General features: G+C 35.7%; 14 protein-coding genes. 6 read left to right on the top strand and 8 right to left on the bottom strand.

The window, feature by feature from the left end:
- Positions 1-85: 85 nt before the first annotated feature.
- The 5 genes from J2X17_RS16595 to J2X17_RS16575 form a co-directional block, all read right to left on the bottom strand.
- Positions 86-1,366, bottom strand: a complete 1,281-nt coding sequence (locus tag J2X17_RS16595) for an MFS transporter (RefSeq protein WP_310300458.1) — start codon at positions 1,364-1,366, stop codon at positions 86-88.
- Positions 1,356-3,056: a single-stranded-DNA-specific exonuclease RecJ gene (gene recJ, locus J2X17_RS16590; protein ID WP_310300455.1), complete on the bottom strand. Its 1,701-nt coding sequence runs from the start codon at positions 3,054-3,056 to the stop codon at positions 1,356-1,358. The genes J2X17_RS16595 and recJ overlap by 11 nt, the downstream gene beginning before the upstream one ends.
- An 82-nt stretch (positions 3,057-3,138) precedes the next feature.
- The gene (locus J2X17_RS16585) at positions 3,139-3,483 is read right to left on the bottom strand and encodes a HopJ type III effector protein (protein WP_310300452.1); all 345 of its coding nucleotides are present in this window, start codon (positions 3,481-3,483) and stop codon (positions 3,139-3,141) included.
- Positions 3,484-3,570: 87 nt separating this feature from the next.
- Positions 3,571-4,293, bottom strand: coding sequence for a 16S rRNA (cytidine(1402)-2'-O)-methyltransferase (gene rsmI / locus J2X17_RS16580; RefSeq protein ID WP_310300449.1), 723 nt, complete (start codon positions 4,291-4,293; stop codon positions 3,571-3,573).
- A gap of 112 nt (positions 4,294-4,405) precedes the next feature.
- On the bottom strand, positions 4,406-5,437 hold the full coding sequence (locus J2X17_RS16575) for a hypothetical protein (RefSeq protein WP_310300446.1): 1,032 nt from the start codon (positions 5,435-5,437) through the stop codon (positions 4,406-4,408).
- A 235-nt stretch (positions 5,438-5,672) separates the two neighbouring features.
- Here J2X17_RS16575 and J2X17_RS16570 point away from each other — a divergent pair, with 235 nt between their 5' ends.
- Together J2X17_RS16570 and J2X17_RS16565 are read left to right on the top strand one after the other, a co-directional pair.
- On the top strand, positions 5,673-6,263 hold the full coding sequence (locus J2X17_RS16570; RefSeq protein WP_078006879.1) for a thymidine kinase: 591 nt from the start codon (positions 5,673-5,675) through the stop codon (positions 6,261-6,263).
- A 30-nt stretch (positions 6,264-6,293) separates the two neighbouring features.
- Positions 6,294-6,731 carry a hypothetical protein gene (locus J2X17_RS16565; protein ID WP_310300443.1) on the top strand — a complete coding sequence of 146 codons (438 nt, stop codon included), beginning with the start codon at positions 6,294-6,296 and terminating at the stop codon, positions 6,729-6,731.
- 208 nt (positions 6,732-6,939) lie between these two features.
- On the opposite strand, the gene rpoN is transcribed toward J2X17_RS16565, so the two are convergent.
- From rpoN to J2X17_RS16550, 3 genes are all read right to left on the bottom strand, one after another.
- Positions 6,940-8,400: an RNA polymerase factor sigma-54 gene (rpoN, locus tag J2X17_RS16560; RefSeq protein ID WP_310300441.1), complete on the bottom strand. Its 1,461-nt coding sequence runs from the start codon at positions 8,398-8,400 to the stop codon at positions 6,940-6,942.
- Between the two features lie 93 nt (positions 8,401-8,493).
- Positions 8,494-9,939: an asparagine--tRNA ligase gene (gene asnS / locus J2X17_RS16555; protein WP_310300438.1), complete on the bottom strand. Its 1,446-nt coding sequence runs from the start codon at positions 9,937-9,939 to the stop codon at positions 8,494-8,496.
- 424 nt (positions 9,940-10,363) lie between these two features.
- Positions 10,364-12,730, bottom strand: coding sequence for an efflux RND transporter permease subunit (locus J2X17_RS16550; protein ID WP_310300435.1), 2,367 nt, complete (start codon positions 12,728-12,730; stop codon positions 10,364-10,366).
- Positions 12,731-12,908: 178 nt separating this feature from the next.
- Here J2X17_RS16550 and J2X17_RS16545 point away from each other — a divergent pair, with 178 nt between their 5' ends.
- The 4 genes from J2X17_RS16545 to J2X17_RS16530 all read left to right on the top strand — a co-directional run bounded on the left by J2X17_RS16545 (position 12,909) and on the right by J2X17_RS16530 (position 17,335).
- Complete coding sequence (locus J2X17_RS16545) at positions 12,909-13,238, top strand: DMT family transporter (RefSeq protein WP_310300432.1); 330 nt, start codon at positions 12,909-12,911, stop codon at positions 13,236-13,238.
- Positions 13,239-13,506: 268 nt separating this feature from the next.
- Positions 13,507-14,268, top strand: a complete 762-nt coding sequence (locus J2X17_RS16540; protein WP_310300429.1) for a sensor histidine kinase — start codon at positions 13,507-13,509, stop codon at positions 14,266-14,268.
- Positions 14,231-14,950, top strand: a complete 720-nt coding sequence (locus tag J2X17_RS16535; protein WP_310300427.1) for a LytR/AlgR family response regulator transcription factor — start codon at positions 14,231-14,233, stop codon at positions 14,948-14,950. The genes J2X17_RS16540 and J2X17_RS16535 overlap by 38 nt, the downstream gene beginning before the upstream one ends.
- A 114-nt stretch (positions 14,951-15,064) precedes the next feature.
- Complete coding sequence (locus J2X17_RS16530; RefSeq protein ID WP_310300424.1) at positions 15,065-17,335, top strand: cation:proton antiporter; 2,271 nt, start codon at positions 15,065-15,067, stop codon at positions 17,333-17,335.
- Positions 17,336-17,392: the final 57 nt, after the last annotated feature.

Here is a 17,392-nt window from a genome sequence, read left to right as displayed (position 1 = left end):
AAAAACTCACCATATAAGTCATATAAGCAAATTTAAGTTTCGCCTATAAATGTACTTATATGACTTATATGGTGGAAAAAAATAATTACTCCATATTCTGATGATCGTCCATATCTTTTTGAAGATCTAAATTTCTAAAAGTAGGCGATGCTACTCCGAAGCCTAAAACAGTCAATAGTGTAATGCTTCCTCCAAAAACAACAGATGTTACAGTTCCCATTAATTTAGCTGTTGCGCCACTTTCAAAGGCACCTAATTCATTAGAAGATCCAACAAAAATTGAATTTACAGCACCAACACGTCCACGCATATGATCGGGAGTTTTAAGCTGTAAAATCGTTTGGCGAATTACTACCGAAATTCCGTCGGCAAGTCCGCTCAAAAATAAAGCAAAAACAGAAAGCCAGAAATAGGTAGATATTCCAAATAAGATGATCGATAATCCGAAAACAAATATGGCAACTAAAAGTTTTTTACCTGCATTTTTATATAATGGCACATAGGCAGAAACGAGCATTGTAATAAATGATCCAACAGCCGGTGCGGCTCTTAATATTCCAAATCCTTCAGAACCAACTTTTAAAATGTCTTGAGCGAAAACTGGTAATAACGCCACTGCACCTCCAAAAAGTACAGCAATCATGTCAAGAGATAAGGCACCTAAAACGATTTGGTTTTTAAAAACAAAAGTTAAACCTTCTGTAAGACTGTCTTTTATCGATTCTCCAATCTTCGGATTTACGATTGGTTTTTTACTAATTTGTGATAAAGCAATTAAGGAGAGAATTGAGAATCCGAAAACCATGCACATTGACCAGTGAACCCCAATCCAGTTAATTGAAAATCCAGCAAGTGCTGGTCCCATTACCGCTCCAATCTGCCAAACCGAACTGCTCCAAGTAGAAGCATTTGGATATACTTTTTTAGGAATAATAAGCGACTGAAGAGAGAAAGTAGTTGGGCCAAGAAAAGCTCTAACTAATCCGCCTAAAAAGACTAACGTGTAAATGGAGTATAAAATAACAGTTTGAGATAAATCGCCAACAACTTTTGGCCAAGTCACTAAAAACAATCCAAAACTAATTACAGAAAATCCCAGAATGCATTTTACGAGTAATCCTTTCTTTTCACTTTGATCGACAATATGTCCGGCAAATAATGCCATTCCTACAGCCGGAATAACTTCCATTAAGCCAATAATGCCTAACGAAAGCGGATTTTTAGTTAAACTGTAAACTTCCCATTCGATTACAATAAATTGCATTGCCCAAGCAAAAACCATGCAGAAGCGCAGTAATAAAAACACGTTGAATTCTCTATAACGAAGTGCCTGATAGGGGTCGTTTTTCTTTTCTTTATCTTTCATTTTTTCTGATATCTTTTAGCATAAGTTGAGTAGACACATTTCCGTTCCACTCGTTTTCAGCGATAGTGTAGGCTAGCTGAAAAGCATTTTGATTTTTTGTAATATCTAATTTTTTTCCAAGTCCGAAGCCAATTGCCGCGATTCCTTCTGAGTTGAACTGCTTGGCGAAAAGCCTCAAATGTTCGTCTTCGGCTCCTAAAGTTTTGGCGTAACCTGTATCTTTTACATCCGAAGTCATAAAAACCGGTGTCATATTTTGCGGACCAAAAGGCTCGAATTGTTTTAAAATCCGGATTAGTTTTGGAGTAATTTCTGAAAAATTAATTTCAGCATCAATTTCGATTTCCGGAGTCCGCATTTCCGGTAAAATAGTTTCCGAAACTTGTCTTTCAAAAGCCTCTTTAAAAGTCGTATAATTCTCCGCTTTCAATGTCATTCCGGCAGCGTACATATGCCCTCCGAATTGCTCCAAATGATGCGCACAGGCATCCAAAGCATTGTAAACATCAAAGCCTTTTACCGATCTTGCCGAAGCTGCGTATTTATCACCGCTTTTAGTAAAAACCAAAGTCGGACGATAATAGGTTTCGATTAATCTCGAAGCAACAATTCCGATAACGCCTTTGTGCCAGTCTTCCTGAAAAACAACGGTTGAAAAACGTTCTTCTTCCTGATTTTCTATAATTTGCTGAAATGCTTCTTTGGTAATTTTTTTATCTAAATCTTTTCGGTCTGCATTGTATTGTTCAATTTCTGAAGCAAATTGCTGTGCCTGATCAAAATCAAATTCGGTTAACAGTTCCACAGCATGATTGCCATGTTTGATTCTTCCCGCTGCATTTATTCGCGGCGATATAATAAAGACAACATCCGTAATATCTAAAACTTTCTTTTTGACCTGATGCACCAAAGCTTTAATTCCCGGTCTTGGATCGCTGTTGATTACCTGCAATCCGAAGTAAGCCAAAACACGGTTTTCGCCCGTTATCGGAACAATATCTGCCGCAATCGCTGTGGCAACTAAATCCAGATAGGGAACGAGATCTTCGATAGTTTCGTCTCGATTTTGACCTAAAGCCTGAATCAATTTAAAACCGACTCCGCAACCACACAATTCATCGTAAGGGTAGGAGCAGTCCTCTCGTTTCGGATCTAAAATCGCAACCGCATCCGGCAACGAATTTCCAGGTCTGTGGTGATCGCAAATAATAAAGTCGATGTTTTTTTCTTTCGCGTAGGCGATATGATCAATGGATTTTATTCCGCAATCGAGAGCAATAATTAATGAGAAACCGTTGTCATCGGCAAAGTCAATTCCTTTAAAAGAAATTCCGTAGCCTTCGTCATAACGATCCGGAATATAGGTGGCAATATTAGGATAATGAGATTTTAAATACGATGAAACCAAAGAAACTGCTGTCGTACCGTCAACATCGTAATCTCCAAAAACCAAGATATTTTCCTGATTTTCAATCGCCGATTCGATTCGGGCAACCGCTTTATCCATATCTTTCATTAGATAAGGATCATGAAGATGTTCTAATGAAGGACGAAAGAAATTTTTGGCATCTTCAAAAGTTTCAATGCCACGCTGAATCAAAAGTGTTGCTACAAAATCTTCTACATTTAAGGCCTGTGCCAAATGTTTGATTTTATCTTCAGAAGGTTTTGGTTTTAATGTCCAACGCATGGTTGATTTTAGATTTAAGAATGAAGATTTTAGATTTTAGATTTCTGAAATCAAAAATCGTTAATCAGAAATCTTAAATAGATTATTTTTGCTCCAAAGCATTTCCTTCAAACTGAATTCCATCCCAGCCTAGGTTGATGAAATTTCTAATATTTTGATGGTTTGTTCCATTTGGATCGCCTAAAACTTCTTCGAAATAAAAAGCACCAAAACAGGCTAAAGTTTCTTCTTTGCTTAAGTTTTGTAATTTGGCGAAAGAAAATAATTTGCAAGAACCTGAGTTTTCTCCGGCTGCGTTGTGCTGTGTTCCGTTTTGAAAAGCAGTTGGAGTAAAATTGTAGTTTTCCTCAATTACTGCGATAGTTTCAGGGAATGTTATTTTGTTTGGAGTTTGTTTTACTTTTTGTAAAAAGGCTTGTATGCTCATGATTATGATTTAATTTTTTTTGCCACAGATTAAAAGATTTAAAAGGATTTAATCTGTGAGAATCTGTGAAATCTGTGGCAAAACTATTTATTCTTCTTCTTCGTTCTTAGAAAATTTACTTTTCTTAGGTTCTTTTACTATTGTTTTTCCGGCAACTACAACGACAATTTCGCCGCGTGGCGCTGTTTTTTCAAAATGCGTTAAAACTTCTCTTGCAGTTCCGCGTACATTTTCTTCGTGCATTTTTGATAATTCTCTCGAAACACAAACTTGTCTGTCTTCGCCAAAATACTGAATAAACTCCGCTAAAGTTTTAACGAGTTTGTGTGGAGAAACGTATAAAATCATCGTTCTGGTTTCTTCGGTTAAAGCCAAAAATCGGGTTTGGCGTCCTTTTTTGTCAGGCAGGAAACCTTCAAAAACAAATTTATCATTTGGTAATCCACTGTTAACCAAAGCAGGAACAAAAGCTGTTGCACCAGGCAAACATTCCACTTCAATTTTATTTTCGACACAAGCTCGTGTCAATAAAAAACCAGGATCAGAAATTGCCGGAGTTCCCGCATCTGAAATCAAAGCGATGGTTTCGCCAGCTTTTAAACGTGCAATTAAATTTTCGGTTGTTTTGTGTTCGTTGTGCATGTGATGGCTGTGCATGTGCGTGCCAATTTCAAAATGCTTCAACAATTTTCCACTCGTTCTGGTGTCTTCGGCCAAAATCAAATCGACTTCTTTTAAAATGCGAATGGCACGAAAAGTCATATCTTCAAGATTGCCGATTGGCGTTGGAACGATATATAATTTAGACATAGTAATTTATATTTGAACACGAATTTCACTAATTAACACAGATTGTAATTGCTTTTAAAAATTTCACAAAGCAGGAATTCGTGTTAATTCGTGAAATCTGTGTTTTATTTTTTTATGAGAATTTTTTCTCTACAATTCCCAGAAAACGCTCTGCGTAGTCGTCTTTTCCTTCCCAATTATTATAATCCGGTTTTACCATAGTTTCTATAAATTCCTGAGCTTCTCCGTAGGTGTCAAAAGTCAGTAACTGATTTAAAACACGGCTGTAGTCTTCAGCACTGTTTCCGAAAAGGTTTTTGGTAAAAGCAATTCGGTCATTCAAATCAACGTGAAAACCTTTGGCTAATTTTTCGTTTAATGTTTCTGCTTTTCGTTCAGTCGGAGTTTCCAGAACCTCTGTTTCAATTTTTGTCTCCTGAAATTCATTAAGGGATGGAAAAGGAGTAGAAGAAACAGCTTCAAAACTGTCTACTTTTACAAACTGTGCATCGGCATAATTCACGCCAAGAATATCTTCAAAAGAGATGTGAACAGGATCTGGTTTTTTAGAATCCCTTTTTGGTTCTTCTTTCTTTATTTCTTCTAGCTCTAATTCAAAAGCAGGTTTGAAATCCGGAATTGGTTTTGACTCGTTTATGGTTCTGAAATAAAGCTCTTCGGCAGTTTCTTGTTTTGTTTCAAAAAGAGTTTCTTCGATTGTTTTAACGATTGGTTCTGCTGTTTTTTCAACTTCAGGTTCTGCAACTGCTTCAATCTCGGTTTCCGGAATCTCTTCTTCAGAGACTTCAGTGATAATTTCAGCTGGTGTTTCTTCAATGATTTTTGGTTCCGGAGTTGCTTCCGCTTCGCCCTCAATTGGAGTTTCTTCTGCAACAGTTTCTGCGATTGCAACCGGAGTTTCGATTCTAACTTCTGTCGGAATTATTTCTTCTTTTTCAAAAATAGATTCAACTTCCGATTCTACTTCGCTGCGCCCAATAGTTGGTTTTGCGTTGTCGAAATTTTCGTCGATGAATTTTAAAACCGCTAATTTCTCATATAACTTCTGCGTTTCAAGATACAATTGATTGATATCGGATTTATTTTTAAGTTTTAAAATTCGATGTGCAATGCTGATTAAATCGGCTTCCAATTTTTTTTTCATAACTGTTGAAATTATAGTGAATAGGGTATTTTAATATATTTTGTCTCTGAATGTCTTTATTCGTGAAGGAAATACGCGAAACATTTTTTATTTCTGTTAATAAGCGTTCGCGAATCTTCGATTTGATAAAAATTTTCTACTTTTGAAAAAACGTAAAACATCAAAATTTTGCGTCAATTTATTACCAGTACAAAGTAATAAAAACTATTCATTTTTAAAGGTAGAAAAATACAAAATGTTTCTCGAAAATACAGTAAATCACAAAGAACAATTTGGTTGGATTGAAGTTATTTGTGGATCAATGTTTTCGGGTAAAACCGAGGAGTTAATCCGCAGATTAAAACGCGCCCAATTTGCCAAACAAAGAGTCGAAATCTTTAAACCTGCTATTGATACCCGCTATCATGACGAAATGGTGGTATCACATGATGCCAACGAAATCCGCTCAACTCCCGTTCCGGCGGCAGCCAATATTGCAATTTTAGCACAAGGCTGCGATGTAATCGGAATTGACGAAGCACAATTTTTTGATGATGAAATCGTTACGGTTTGTAATGATCTTGCCAATCAGGGAATTCGTGTGATAGTTGCAGGACTTGATATGGATTTTAAAGGAAATCCTTTTGGACCTATGCCAGCACTTATGGCAACTGCTGAATATGTAACGAAAGTTCACGCGGTTTGTACCAGAACAGGAAATCTTGCCAATTATAGTTTCCGTAAAACAGATAATGATAAATTGGTTATGCTCGGTGAAACCGAAGAATATGAGCCGTTGAGCCGTGCAGCGTATTACAATGCAATGAAAAAGAATCAGGAGAAATAGATTTTTAATTCCTTTCAAGCCAAAATAGACATGCAAGACAAGCAAACTAAAAGAAAACAAAATCTCTTACTATTAATTGTGATTGGAATTGCAGTGGCTTTAGCTGTCTATTTTCAGTTTTTTCTTTCTGAAAATAAGGGTGAAGTAAAAACTGAAATAACGGAATTGGTTTCAAAATATAATAAAAATTGTCCGCTGAAAATTCAGGAAGGAATTCGATTGGATAGCGTCAATTTAGCGGAGGACAGTATAGTTCAATATAATTTGACATTGCTGAATGTAGAAAAACAAACTGCAGAGATTAATGTAATACAAGAAGAAATAAGAAAAAGTCTGATCAGTACCGCTAAAGCAAATCCGGGACTTCAGGCTTTTAGAGACAATGATTATACCTTGATTTACAGTTATAGCGATAAAAAGAAAGCTTTTTTGTTTAATGTGAAGATATTACCGGACCAATATAAATAATTTATAAGATTTTTATATAAAACAAAAAACCGACAAATTCAAAATTTGTCGGTTTTTTGCTTTGTCTAAACTGGACTGAAGTCCAGCTCTACAATATAAAATGTTCCTCCGGAACTATAGAAGAGCCTTCGGCTCGATCCATATTGTAGGGCTGGACTTTAGTCCAGTTTAATATAGATTACGGTGATTATATTAAATTTTAAAAAACCTAAATCTTCTTCCTCATTCTCGCAACCGGAATATCAAGCTGTTCACGGTATTTTGCAATTGTTCTTCTGGCAATCGGATAGCCTTTTTCTTTTAAGATATCAGCCAATTGGTCGTCTGGTAAAGGTTTCTTTTTGTCTTCTTCTTCAATGGTGTTTTTAAGGATCTTTTTGATTTCTAAAGTCGAAACATCTTCACCCTGGTCATTTTTCATCGCTTCAGAGAAAAACTCTTTAATCAGTTTTGTTCCGTATGGTGTTTCAACATATTTGCTATTCGCTACACGCGAAATTGTCGAAATATCCAATCCAACCATGTCCGCAATGTCTTTTAAGATCATTGGTTTTAGTTTGGTTTCATCACCATCTAGGAAATATTCTTCCTGATAATGCATAATCGCATTCATTGTTACAAAAAGTGTTTCCTGACGTTGTCTGATCGCATCAATAAACCATTTCGCTGAATCAAGCTTCTGTTTGATAAACTGAACCGCATCTTTCTGAGCCGACGATTTATCACGGGAATCTTTATACGTCTGCATCATTTCCTGATAATCTTTAGAAACGTGCAGCGACGGAGCATTTCTTCCGTTTAAGGTCAATTCCAGTTCGCCATCCACAATTCTGATAGCAAAATCGGGAACTACATTTTCGGTAACTTTATTGTTTCCGGTATAAGATCCGCCCGGTTTTGGGTTTAATCTTTCGATTTCGTGAATGGCTTTTTTAAGCTGTTCGTTTGAAACCGCGTATTTCTGCAATAATTTATCGTAATGTTTTTTTGTAAAAGCATCAAACTGATTTTCGATAATATCAATCGCTAAATCAACATATTCAGTTGGCGTTTTATGCTTTAACTGCAATAACAAACATTCCTGCAAGTCACGCGCACCAACTCCCGAAGGTTCCAGTTCGTGAATAACATGCAGCATTTTTTCGACCATCACTTCATCGGTATAAATACCTTGTGTAAAAGCCATGTCGTCCACCATATCAGCAACGCTTCTGCGGATGTAACCCATATCATCAATACTTCCAACAAGGAATTCAGCGATTTCGCGCTCTTCATCGTTCAGAATAAAAGTGTTCAGCTGATTGATCAAATCCTGATGAAAACTAATTGGCGATGCAAAAGGCGTTTCGCGTTCCTCGTCTTCACTATAATTGTTCACCTGAGTTTTATAATCCGGAGTATCGTCGTCGCTTAGATATTCGTCTATGTTAATGTCGTCTGCTTCGATTCTGTCTGATTCAGCATCATCATAATCGTCGTAGTCTTCATTGGCGAATTCATCGGCTTCATATTCGTCTTCTTTACCAGCTTCCAAAGCCGGATTTTCGTTCATTTCTTCTAATAAACGTTGCTCAAAAGCTTGCGTAGGCAATTGAATTAACTTCATCAGCTGAATTTGCTGTGGAGATAATTTTTGTGATAATTTTAAATTTAAAAATTGCTTTAGCATTTATAATGTTTAATCGTTTATTTGTTTAATCGTTAATTCGTTAATTCGTGAAAATCGGTTAACCGAATGAACGATTAACCGATTAAACCATTTTTAGAATTCCGCATTTCCAGGCGTTCTCGGGAAAGGAATTACGTCTCTGATGTTTGTCATACCCGTTACAAATAATACCAAACGCTCAAATCCTAAACCGAAACCTGCGTGTGTTGCAGAACCAAATCTTCTGGTATCTAAATACCATGATAATTCTTCTTCGTCGATTTCTAAAGCTTTCATTTTTTCGATCAAAACATCGTAACGCTCTTCTCTTTCAGAACCACCAACTATTTCTCCAATTCCAGGGAAAAGGATATCCATTGCGCGAACTGTTTCTCTTCCAGGTTCTGTGTTGTCGTTCAAACGCATGTAAAACGCTTTAATGTTTGCCGGGTAATCGTATAAAATTACCGGACATTTAAAGTGTTTCTCCACTAAATAACGTTCGTGTTCTGATTGCAAATCAGCTCCCCATTCTTCAATGATATAGTTGAATTTTTTCTTTTTATTTGGAGTTGAATCTCTCAGGATATCAATTGCTTCGGTATAAGAAACACGTTTGAAGTTGTTCTCCAAAACGAAGTTCAATTTCTCTAACAAAGCCATTTCGCTTCTTTCTGCCTGTGGTTTTGATTTTTCTTCTTCTAAAAGTCTTCCTTCTAAGAATTTCAAATCGTCTTTACAGTTGTCTAAAGCATATTTAATTACGTACTGAATAAAATCTTCAGCCAAATCCATGTTGTCATCAAGATCGTTGAAAGCAACTTCCGGCTCAATCATCCAAAACTCAGCAAGGTGGCGAGAAGTATTTGAATTTTCCGCTCTAAAAGTTGGTCCAAAAGTATAAATCTGACCCAAAGCCATAGCGAAAGTTTCTCCTTCTAATTGCCCAGAAACCGTTAAGTTTGTTTCTTTTCCGAAGAAATCTTCTTTATAATTTACTTTTCCGTCTTCTGTTCGTGGTGTATTGTCGAAAGGCAAAGCGGTAACTTTAAACATTTCTCCTGCACCTTCAGCATCAGAACCCGTAATGATTGGCGTATTTACATACACAAATCCTTTTTGTTGGAAATAGTTGTGAACCGCAAATGACAATACCGAACGCACGCGCATAATTGCTCCAAAAGCATTGGTACGAACACGTAAATGTGCATTTTCTCTTAAAAATTCTAAAGAGTGTTTTTTAGGCTGCATTGGGAATTTCTCCGCATCAGAATCTCCGAGAATTTCAAGTTGTTTCACCTGAATTTCATATTTCTGACCCGCTCCTTTGCTTTCTACCAAAGTTCCCGTTACCGAAACCGCAGCACCTGTTGTAACTCTTTTTAAAGTTTCTTCCGGTGTATTTTCAAAATCAACAACACATTGTATATTATTAATGGTAGAACCGTCATTAAGCGCGATGAACTGATTATTTCTAAAAGTTCTCACCCATCCTTTTGCATTTACTTCCTGTAGCGTCGTCGTACTGTTTAATAAGTCTTTAACTTTTGTGTGTTTCATTTTAATTTTAGATTTTAGATTGCTGATTTTAGATTAAATAAAACCAGTATTTTTTATATCGAATTGCAAATATAAACGATAATAATTAATTTTTGAAGCTGTTTCCTGCTATCCGCTATATCTTTTCCTTGCTAAAGAAGCAAGAAAAAGGATACCGCTCCTATCAGGGCTAGGGCTCTCGTTTTCAAAAAAAACAATTTTTCTTTTTTTTGTCATTTCTCTCATTTTTGTCATTCCGAGGAACGAGGAATCCCCGCAAGTAACTCTACAATCAAAATCGTCAATCTTTGGCGAGCTTCTTACGGAGATTCCTCGTTCCTCGGAATGACAAGATTGTGTGTAAAACCTTTGTCAAAGTTCAAAACTTTGACAAAGATTGTGTTTTATTAATTCGTGCTAATTCGTGAAATTCGTGGCAAAACTTTTACCCCTCTAAATTCTCCAAATCCTCTTTCTTCGCTTTCTTCTTCTCAAAAGTCAAAACTAAAGCCGGTAAAACCACTAAATTTGCAAACATAGCAAAAGCCAATGTACATGAAATTAGTCCACCAAGGGCAATCGTTCCGCTAAAGCTGGAAAGTGTGAAAGTAGCAAATCCTAAAATTAAAACTACTGATGTATAAAACGTACTGATTCCGGTTTCTCTCAAAGCACTGAAAACAGATTTTTTTACTTTTCCGTCGCTCTGAATTAAATCATGTTTGTACTTCGCCATAAACTGAATCGCATTATCAACCGAAATTCCAAATGCAATACTGAATACTAAAATCGTTGAAGGTTTAAGTGGAATTCCAAAATACCCCATCAATCCTGACGTAATGCAAAGCGGTAAAACATTTGTAATCACCGATGCAAAAACCATTTTGAAAGATCGGAATAAATACAGCATCAAAATAGCGATTACAAGAATCGCAAAAATCAGCGATTCAATTAAGTTGTCCACCAAATACGATGTTCCTTTTTGGAAAACCAATGCTTTTCCGGTAACGGTAACTTCGTAACGGTCTTTCGGGAAAATTTCATCAATTTTTGAATGTAATTTTTTCTCGACTTTCGCCATTTCATCGGTTCCAATATCTTTCATGAAAGTGGTGATTCGGGCGTATTGTCCGGTCGAATCAACGTAGGCTTTCATTAAATTTTCTTTGCTGTTTTTAGTCGCATTTTTAGCATAACCCAAAATAAAAGTCTGCTCCTGCGAAGTTGGCAATTGGTAATATTCAGGATTTCCATTATAAAAAGCCTGTTTCGAATATTTAACCAAATTCACAATCGAAACCGGTTTTGCCAATTCAGGCATTTCTTCAATTGTATTTTGCAACTCGTCCATTTTACGAATGGTCGATGCCTTCATAACACCTTTTTTGTGTTTGGTGTCAATCATAATTTCAAGCGGCATAACACCGTTAAACTCTTTTTCGTAGAATAAAATATCTTTAAAGAAAGAAGCGCTTTTTGGCATTTCACCAATCAAACTTCCTGAAACTTTCATTTGAGCAACGCCAATAACGCTGAAAACCAAAAGCAAACCATAAATGGTATAAATTACTTTTCGTTTATTTCTTACCACATTTTCAACAAAATCCAATAAAGTCGAAATGTAGGTTTTTGTTAAGTGATATAAGTGTTTTTCTCCCGGAACAGGCATGAAACTGTAGACAATTGGCACAATTAAAAGCGTCAATAAATAGACAGAAATTACATTGATCGAAGTCACCAAACCGAATTCAAAAAGCAAATCATTTCCGGTAATCATGAACGTTGCAAAACCAATCGCAGTCGTTAAATTCGTCATCAAAGTCGAAACTCCAATTTTAGAGATAATACGCTGTAAAGCCTTTGCCTGATTGTTGTGCAGTTTAATTTCCTGCTGGTATTTATTGATCAGGAAAATACAATTCGTAATTCCGATTACGATAATCAATGGCGGAATAATAGCCGTTAAAATCGTGATTTTATAATGAAATAATCCAAGCGTTCCAAACGACCAGATTACACCCACAATCAAAATACAGATCGAAATAAACGTGGCTCTGAATGAACGGAAAAAGAAAAAGAAAATCAAGGAAACCGTAAATAAAGCCGCCCCGATAAACAATCCGATTTCGCCTTTCATATCCGCAGCATTAATCGTTCTGATGTATGGCATTCCCGAAACTTTCAAATCGATTCCGGTTGTTTTTTCAAATTTATCGATCTTCGGAACTAAATTTTCCAGGATAAAAGTCTTTCTTTCCGCAGTATTTACCAGCGCTTTGTTCATGTAAATTGCTGAACGAACACTTCCGCTTTGTTTGTTAAACAACAGACCTTCGTAAAAAGGCAGATTATGAAATAAGTCGTATTGAATTTGTTTTAAATAAGCAGGATCAGTGGCTTTGCTTTGGTCGATAAACGGATTAAGAACGAATTTTTCGTTAACCGTATCTTTTTCCAGTTTCTTCAAATCATTTAAAGAAACAACCAAATCAACTTCTTTAGATTTTTTCAAACCCGTCATCAATTCATTCCAGGCGGCATAATTTTTTGGGGTGAAGAAATTTTTGTCCTGAAAACCAATTACAATCAGGTTTCCTTCCTCGCCAAACTTGTCCAGAAATTTTTGATAATCTTTATTTGCAACGTGATTTTTTGGAAGTAAGTTGGCTTCAGTATACGTCATAGCAAGGTTTTTCCATTGATAACCAAGGAAAATGGTTAAGGCTGCTACACCAACTAATATTGCGATTCTATTTTTAAGTATGATTCTGGCGATTTTTTCCCAAAACCCAACTTGTATAGTATTTTTCATAAGTTTTTAAAATGGATGCAAATGTAGTGAAAAGTGCTATAAATCATAAAAAATAGCTTTGGTTTTTACCTTTTGTTAACATAAATTAACAGGTTTATTTCTGAGAAATTTCTTTGTTTTCAGTAATTTCTACGTCAGCTTTTCTCATATTTGTACTAAATTTAAAAATGAGACGAAAATGAATTGGATTTTATTAGTAATTGCGGGCCTTTTTGAAGTTGGATTTGCCTCCTGTTTGGGCAAAGCCAAAGAAACAAGCGGAATTGTATCAACGTATTGGATGGGTGGCTTTTTTGTCTGCCTTTCAATCAGTATGATTTTACTTTATAAAGCCACGCAAGTTTTACCAATAGGAACCGCTTATGCCGTTTGGACGGGAATTGGAGCTGTTGGAACTGTTTTAGTCGGAATATTTATTTTTAAAGAACCGGCTACTTTCTGGAGAATATTTTTCCTTTCAACATTGATTGCTTCAATTATTGGGTTGAAGTTTGTTTCTAGTCATTAAAAAGATAGCACACGGATTTCGCGGATGAAACGGATTTTACGAAGATGAATTTATTTAGGAATTAAAAAATATGCCACAGATTTACTGATTCACACAGATTGAAAATCTTTAAAATCATTTTAATCTGTGGCAAAAAAATATTTCCCGCGGATTTCGTGGATTAAGCAGATTTTAGAATAAAAAATAATTCGCGCTTGTTAGTGAAATTGCTTCGCCAGTTCGCTAGCGCTCCGGTCGTGGCAAAAAAACTTTTTAACTTTACATAATAATGCAGGAAAACAATACCATCACTTTTATTTTTTTAGCGATAATTTTATTGCTGGTTGTCATCATTTGTTTTATGGTGTATCAATTAATGCAGGCCAAAAAGTCAAAAGATGATGCCGAAGAAAGTTTTTATGCTTTAGAAAGAAAAGTGAATGACTTGCAGTTAGAAACATTAGAATCAAAACTGAATCCACATTTGTTTAAGAATATTTTGAATTCGATTCAATCACACGCGTATCAAACTTATTTTGCTTTGGATAAACTTGCCAATGTTCTGGATTATATTTTATACGAAAGCAAAAAGAAATTTGTCACCGCCAAAGAAGAAATTGATTTTGCACTGAATCTTATCGAAATCAATAAAATTAAAATCAGTCCGCTTTTCGAATTAAAGATAAAAACCAACATCAATAAAGAAGATAAATTATACGACCAGCCGTTACTGGCACCGTTAATTTCGATTGACTTAATTGAAAATGCCTTCAAACACGCAGATTTGCAAAGTGCCGACGCTTTTATTTCGGTTGTTTTTGAGTTCAAAGACAATTCTTTTTTTATGACGGTTTCCAATAAAATCTCGGATAAAAAAGCGTTGAAAAAGGAGCGAAGCGGTTTTGGTCACGCCACTCTGGAACATCGTTTGAAAATCATCTACAAAAACAATTTCAAACTTGACAGGTTTGTAGAAAATGACATTTATATAGCTCATCTAAAAATAGATTTACTTGAATACAAAACTGAAATGCTTGCTTCTGGACGATGAGTTGCCCGGATTAATGTATCTAAAAATGCTTTGCGAACAAATTCCCGAAGTTGAAATCGTAAAGACGTTCAATAATCCGGAGAAACTTCTTGCCGAAATTCCCAATCTCGATTTTGATTTATTAATATCAGATATCGAAATGCCCGGAATTGACGGTTTGCATCTGGCTGAAATGATTCAGGATAAATTGGTGATTTTTTGTACCGCGTATAAAGAATATGCCGCCGATGCTTTTAATATTGATGCGGTAGATTATATTACAAAACCAGTAAAACTCGAAAGACTTCAAAAAGCAATCTCAAAAGCTTTAGAACGTTTCCATAAACCGGATTCGGCAAAAAAATTCATGCAGCTTAATACCGACAAAGGAAAAACGTTATTGTATTTTAATCAGATTCAGTACATCAAAACAGCAATTAGCGATAGTCGTGATAAAACAGTGCTTTTGGAAGACGGCAGCTTCCTGAATTTGAAAAATATTAAATTTGATACACTTTTGAAAGAATTGCCGGAAGCTGATTTCTGTCGAATTAATAAAAAAGAAATTGTCGCAGTAAAAGCCATTAAATTCTTTAATCACAACGAAATTGTTCTGCATCATTTAGAAAAAAACGGCAAAAATAGTACGCTAATTTTAAGTGAAACTTACCGAACAGATTTTCTGAAAAAGGTGAAAATCTAACTTATTACAAAGTTTTTCCGACTTGTTACATTGATTGAAAATTTGACTCAATTTTGCTTTTCCACTAAATATTCTGTGCAGATATTTGTTCAGTAATTTAAAAGAAAACGGGTTATGAATAATATTAAAAACTCTCTATTTTATGTGACAATTATTGGAGGCTTCGGCGCTCTGATATATTGGGTAATTTCAAAGGGAGCTTCGCTTGAAGTTGGCCGTGGGATTGTTCCAAAAAAAATAGAAAGCAATCATTGGAATGATTTTCTGCACTCCATGATTGAAAACCTGCAACATCCGCTGGCTATTTTATTGGCTCAAATTGTGACGATTATTTTGGTTGCACGTTTGTTTGGGTGGATTTTCAGAAAAATTGGTCAGCCTTCTGTAATTGGAGAAATGATTGCCGGTGTTGTTCTCGGGCCGTCTTTGGTCGGAATGTACTTTCCTGAATTTTCCGCAGCTTTGTTTCCGAAGGAATCTTTAGGTAATCTGCAATTTTTGAGCCAGATTGGTTTAATACTTTTCATGTTCGTGATCGGAATGGAACTCGATTTAAAGGTTCTTAAAAATAAAGCGCACGAATCGGTAGTAATTAGTCATGCGAGTATTGTAATTCCATTTGCCTTAGGATTGACTTTTGCCTACTTCATTTACGGAACTTTTGCACCCGAAGGAGTTGAATTTTCTTCCTTCGGATTATTTATGGGGATTGCGATGAGTATAACTGCTTTTCCGGTTTTGGCCAGAATTGTTCAGGAACGCGGCTTGCAAAAAACAAAACTCGGTACCATTGCGATCACTTGTGCTGCTGCTGATGATATCACGGCCTGGTGTATATTGGCTGTTGTAATTGCAATTGTAAAGGCGGGTTCATTCACTAGTGCTTTATATGTTATTGGTTTAGCTATTTTGTATGTAATTGTCATGTTGAAAATAGTTCGTCCGTTCTTAAAACGTGTCGGTGATTTGAATTCTACTCGTGAAAGCTTGAATAAACCAGTTGTTGCTATTTTCTTTATCACACTTCTGTTTTCTGCGTATGCTTCTGAATTAATTGGAATTCATGCTTTGTTTGGAGCATTTTTAGCCGGAGCAATTATGCCGGAGAACAATAAATTCAGAAATATTTTCATCGAAAAAGTAGAAGATGTTTCTATCATCGTTTTATTACCATTATTCTTTGTGTTCACTGGTTTACGTACGCAAATTGGATTGTTAAATGATCCGTACTTATGGAAGGTGACTGCCGTAATTATTGCAGTTGCCGTAACAGGTAAATTCTTTGGAAGTGCTTTAGCAGCTAAATTTGTAGGACAAAACTGGAAAGATAGTTTAGCGATTGGTGCTTTAATGAACACAAGAGGTTTGATGGAATTAGTTGTTTTGAACATCGGATATGATTTGGGTGTTCTTTCGACCGAGATTTTTACGATGATGGTCATTATGGCTTTGGTAACGACATTTATGACCGGTCCGGCTTTAGATTTTATCAACTTTATTTTTAAAGATAAAGTTAAGGCTGTTCCGGATGAAATTGGAAACAAAAGTAAATACAAGATTTTGCTTTCGTTTGCAACGCCTGAAAAAGGGAAAAAATTATTGCGAATTGCCAACAGTTTAGTTAAAAAACAAGGAGACAATTCGATTGTTACCGCGATGAATTTGTCTGTAAGTACCGAAATTCATTCATTTGATGTAAAGGATCATGAGCGAAAAATGCTGGTTCCTATAATTGAAGAATCAGAACGTTTGAGCCAAAATATGGTTGGCGTTTTTAAAGTGACAACGGATATTGATACAGAAATTATTGATACAGCCAATCAGGGAGATTATGATTTACTGCTGGTAGGTTTAGGGCAATCTATTTTTGACGGGACTTTACTAGGGAAGATACTGGGTTTTACAACCAGAATCGTTAATCCGGATCGTTTGATTGATAAATTTACCGGAAAAGAAGGTTTGTTCGAAAATTCTCCTTTTGATGAAAGAACACGTCATATTATTGCAAAGACTAAAATGCCTGTCGGAATTTTTATTGATAAGGATCTGGAAGAGGTAGATCGTATTTTTATGCCGATTTTCAGTAAAGAGGATTCGTTTTTGATTGATTATGCCAAGAAATTAATTAATAATAATGGTTCTCAAATAACGGTTCTAGATGCAAGTGGCGAAGTAAAAAACACGCGCGATATTCAGGAAAGTATCCGTTCGATTGAGCAAATTGCCCCAAACCATATTATGATTATGCACGACAGAACGATTAAAAAAGAATTTTTAGAAAGTCAGAACTTAATGATTATAAGTTTAGATAGCTGGAAAAAACTAATCGAGTCTCAAAGCACTTGGCTGAATAATACGCCTTCGGTTTTGATTTTGAAACCATGATCGAAAATTAAATTCCAATATAATAAATCCCAAATTCCAATTGTTATGATTGAAATT

This window comes from Flavobacterium aquidurense, from assembly GCF_031458035.1.
GTDB lineage: Bacteria > Bacteroidota > Bacteroidia > Flavobacteriales > Flavobacteriaceae > Flavobacterium > Flavobacterium aquidurense_C.
The sequence above is the reverse complement of the archived record's forward strand: the minus strand, read 5'-3'. Positions and strand labels throughout refer to the sequence as shown.

Excerpts from the sequence above, each read along its gene's own strand:
- J2X17_RS16575 (WP_310300446.1), bottom strand. The coding sequence starts at position 5,437 with ATGAAAAAAAAATTGGAAGCCGATTTAATCAGCATTGCACATCGAATT.
- rsmI (WP_310300449.1), bottom strand. The coding sequence starts at position 4,293 with ATGTCTAAATTATATATCGTTCCAACGCCAATCGGCAATCTTGAAGAT.
- J2X17_RS16545 (WP_310300432.1), top strand. The coding sequence starts at position 12,909 with ATGAATTGGATTTTATTAGTAATTGCGGGCCTTTTTGAAGTTGGATTT.
- J2X17_RS16595 (WP_310300458.1), bottom strand. The coding sequence starts at position 1,366 with ATGAAAGATAAAGAAAAGAAAAACGACCCCTATCAGGCACTTCGTTAT.
- J2X17_RS16550 (WP_310300435.1), bottom strand. The coding sequence starts at position 12,730 with ATGAAAAATACTATACAAGTTGGGTTTTGGGAAAAAATCGCCAGAATC.
- J2X17_RS16570 (WP_078006879.1), top strand. The coding sequence starts at position 5,673 with ATGTTTCTCGAAAATACAGTAAATCACAAAGAACAATTTGGTTGGATT.
- rpoN (WP_310300441.1), bottom strand. The coding sequence starts at position 8,400 with ATGCTAAAGCAATTTTTAAATTTAAAATTATCACAAAAATTATCTCCA.
- J2X17_RS16565 (WP_310300443.1), top strand. The coding sequence starts at position 6,294 with ATGCAAGACAAGCAAACTAAAAGAAAACAAAATCTCTTACTATTAATT.
- J2X17_RS16530 (WP_310300424.1), top strand. The coding sequence starts at position 15,065 with ATGAATAATATTAAAAACTCTCTATTTTATGTGACAATTATTGGAGGC.
- recJ (WP_310300455.1), bottom strand. The coding sequence starts at position 3,056 with ATGCGTTGGACATTAAAACCAAAACCTTCTGAAGATAAAATCAAACAT.
- J2X17_RS16585 (WP_310300452.1), bottom strand. The coding sequence starts at position 3,483 with ATGAGCATACAAGCCTTTTTACAAAAAGTAAAACAAACTCCAAACAAA.
- asnS (WP_310300438.1), bottom strand. The coding sequence starts at position 9,939 with ATGAAACACACAAAAGTTAAAGACTTATTAAACAGTACGACGACGCTA.
- J2X17_RS16540 (WP_310300429.1), top strand. The coding sequence starts at position 13,507 with ATGCAGGAAAACAATACCATCACTTTTATTTTTTTAGCGATAATTTTA.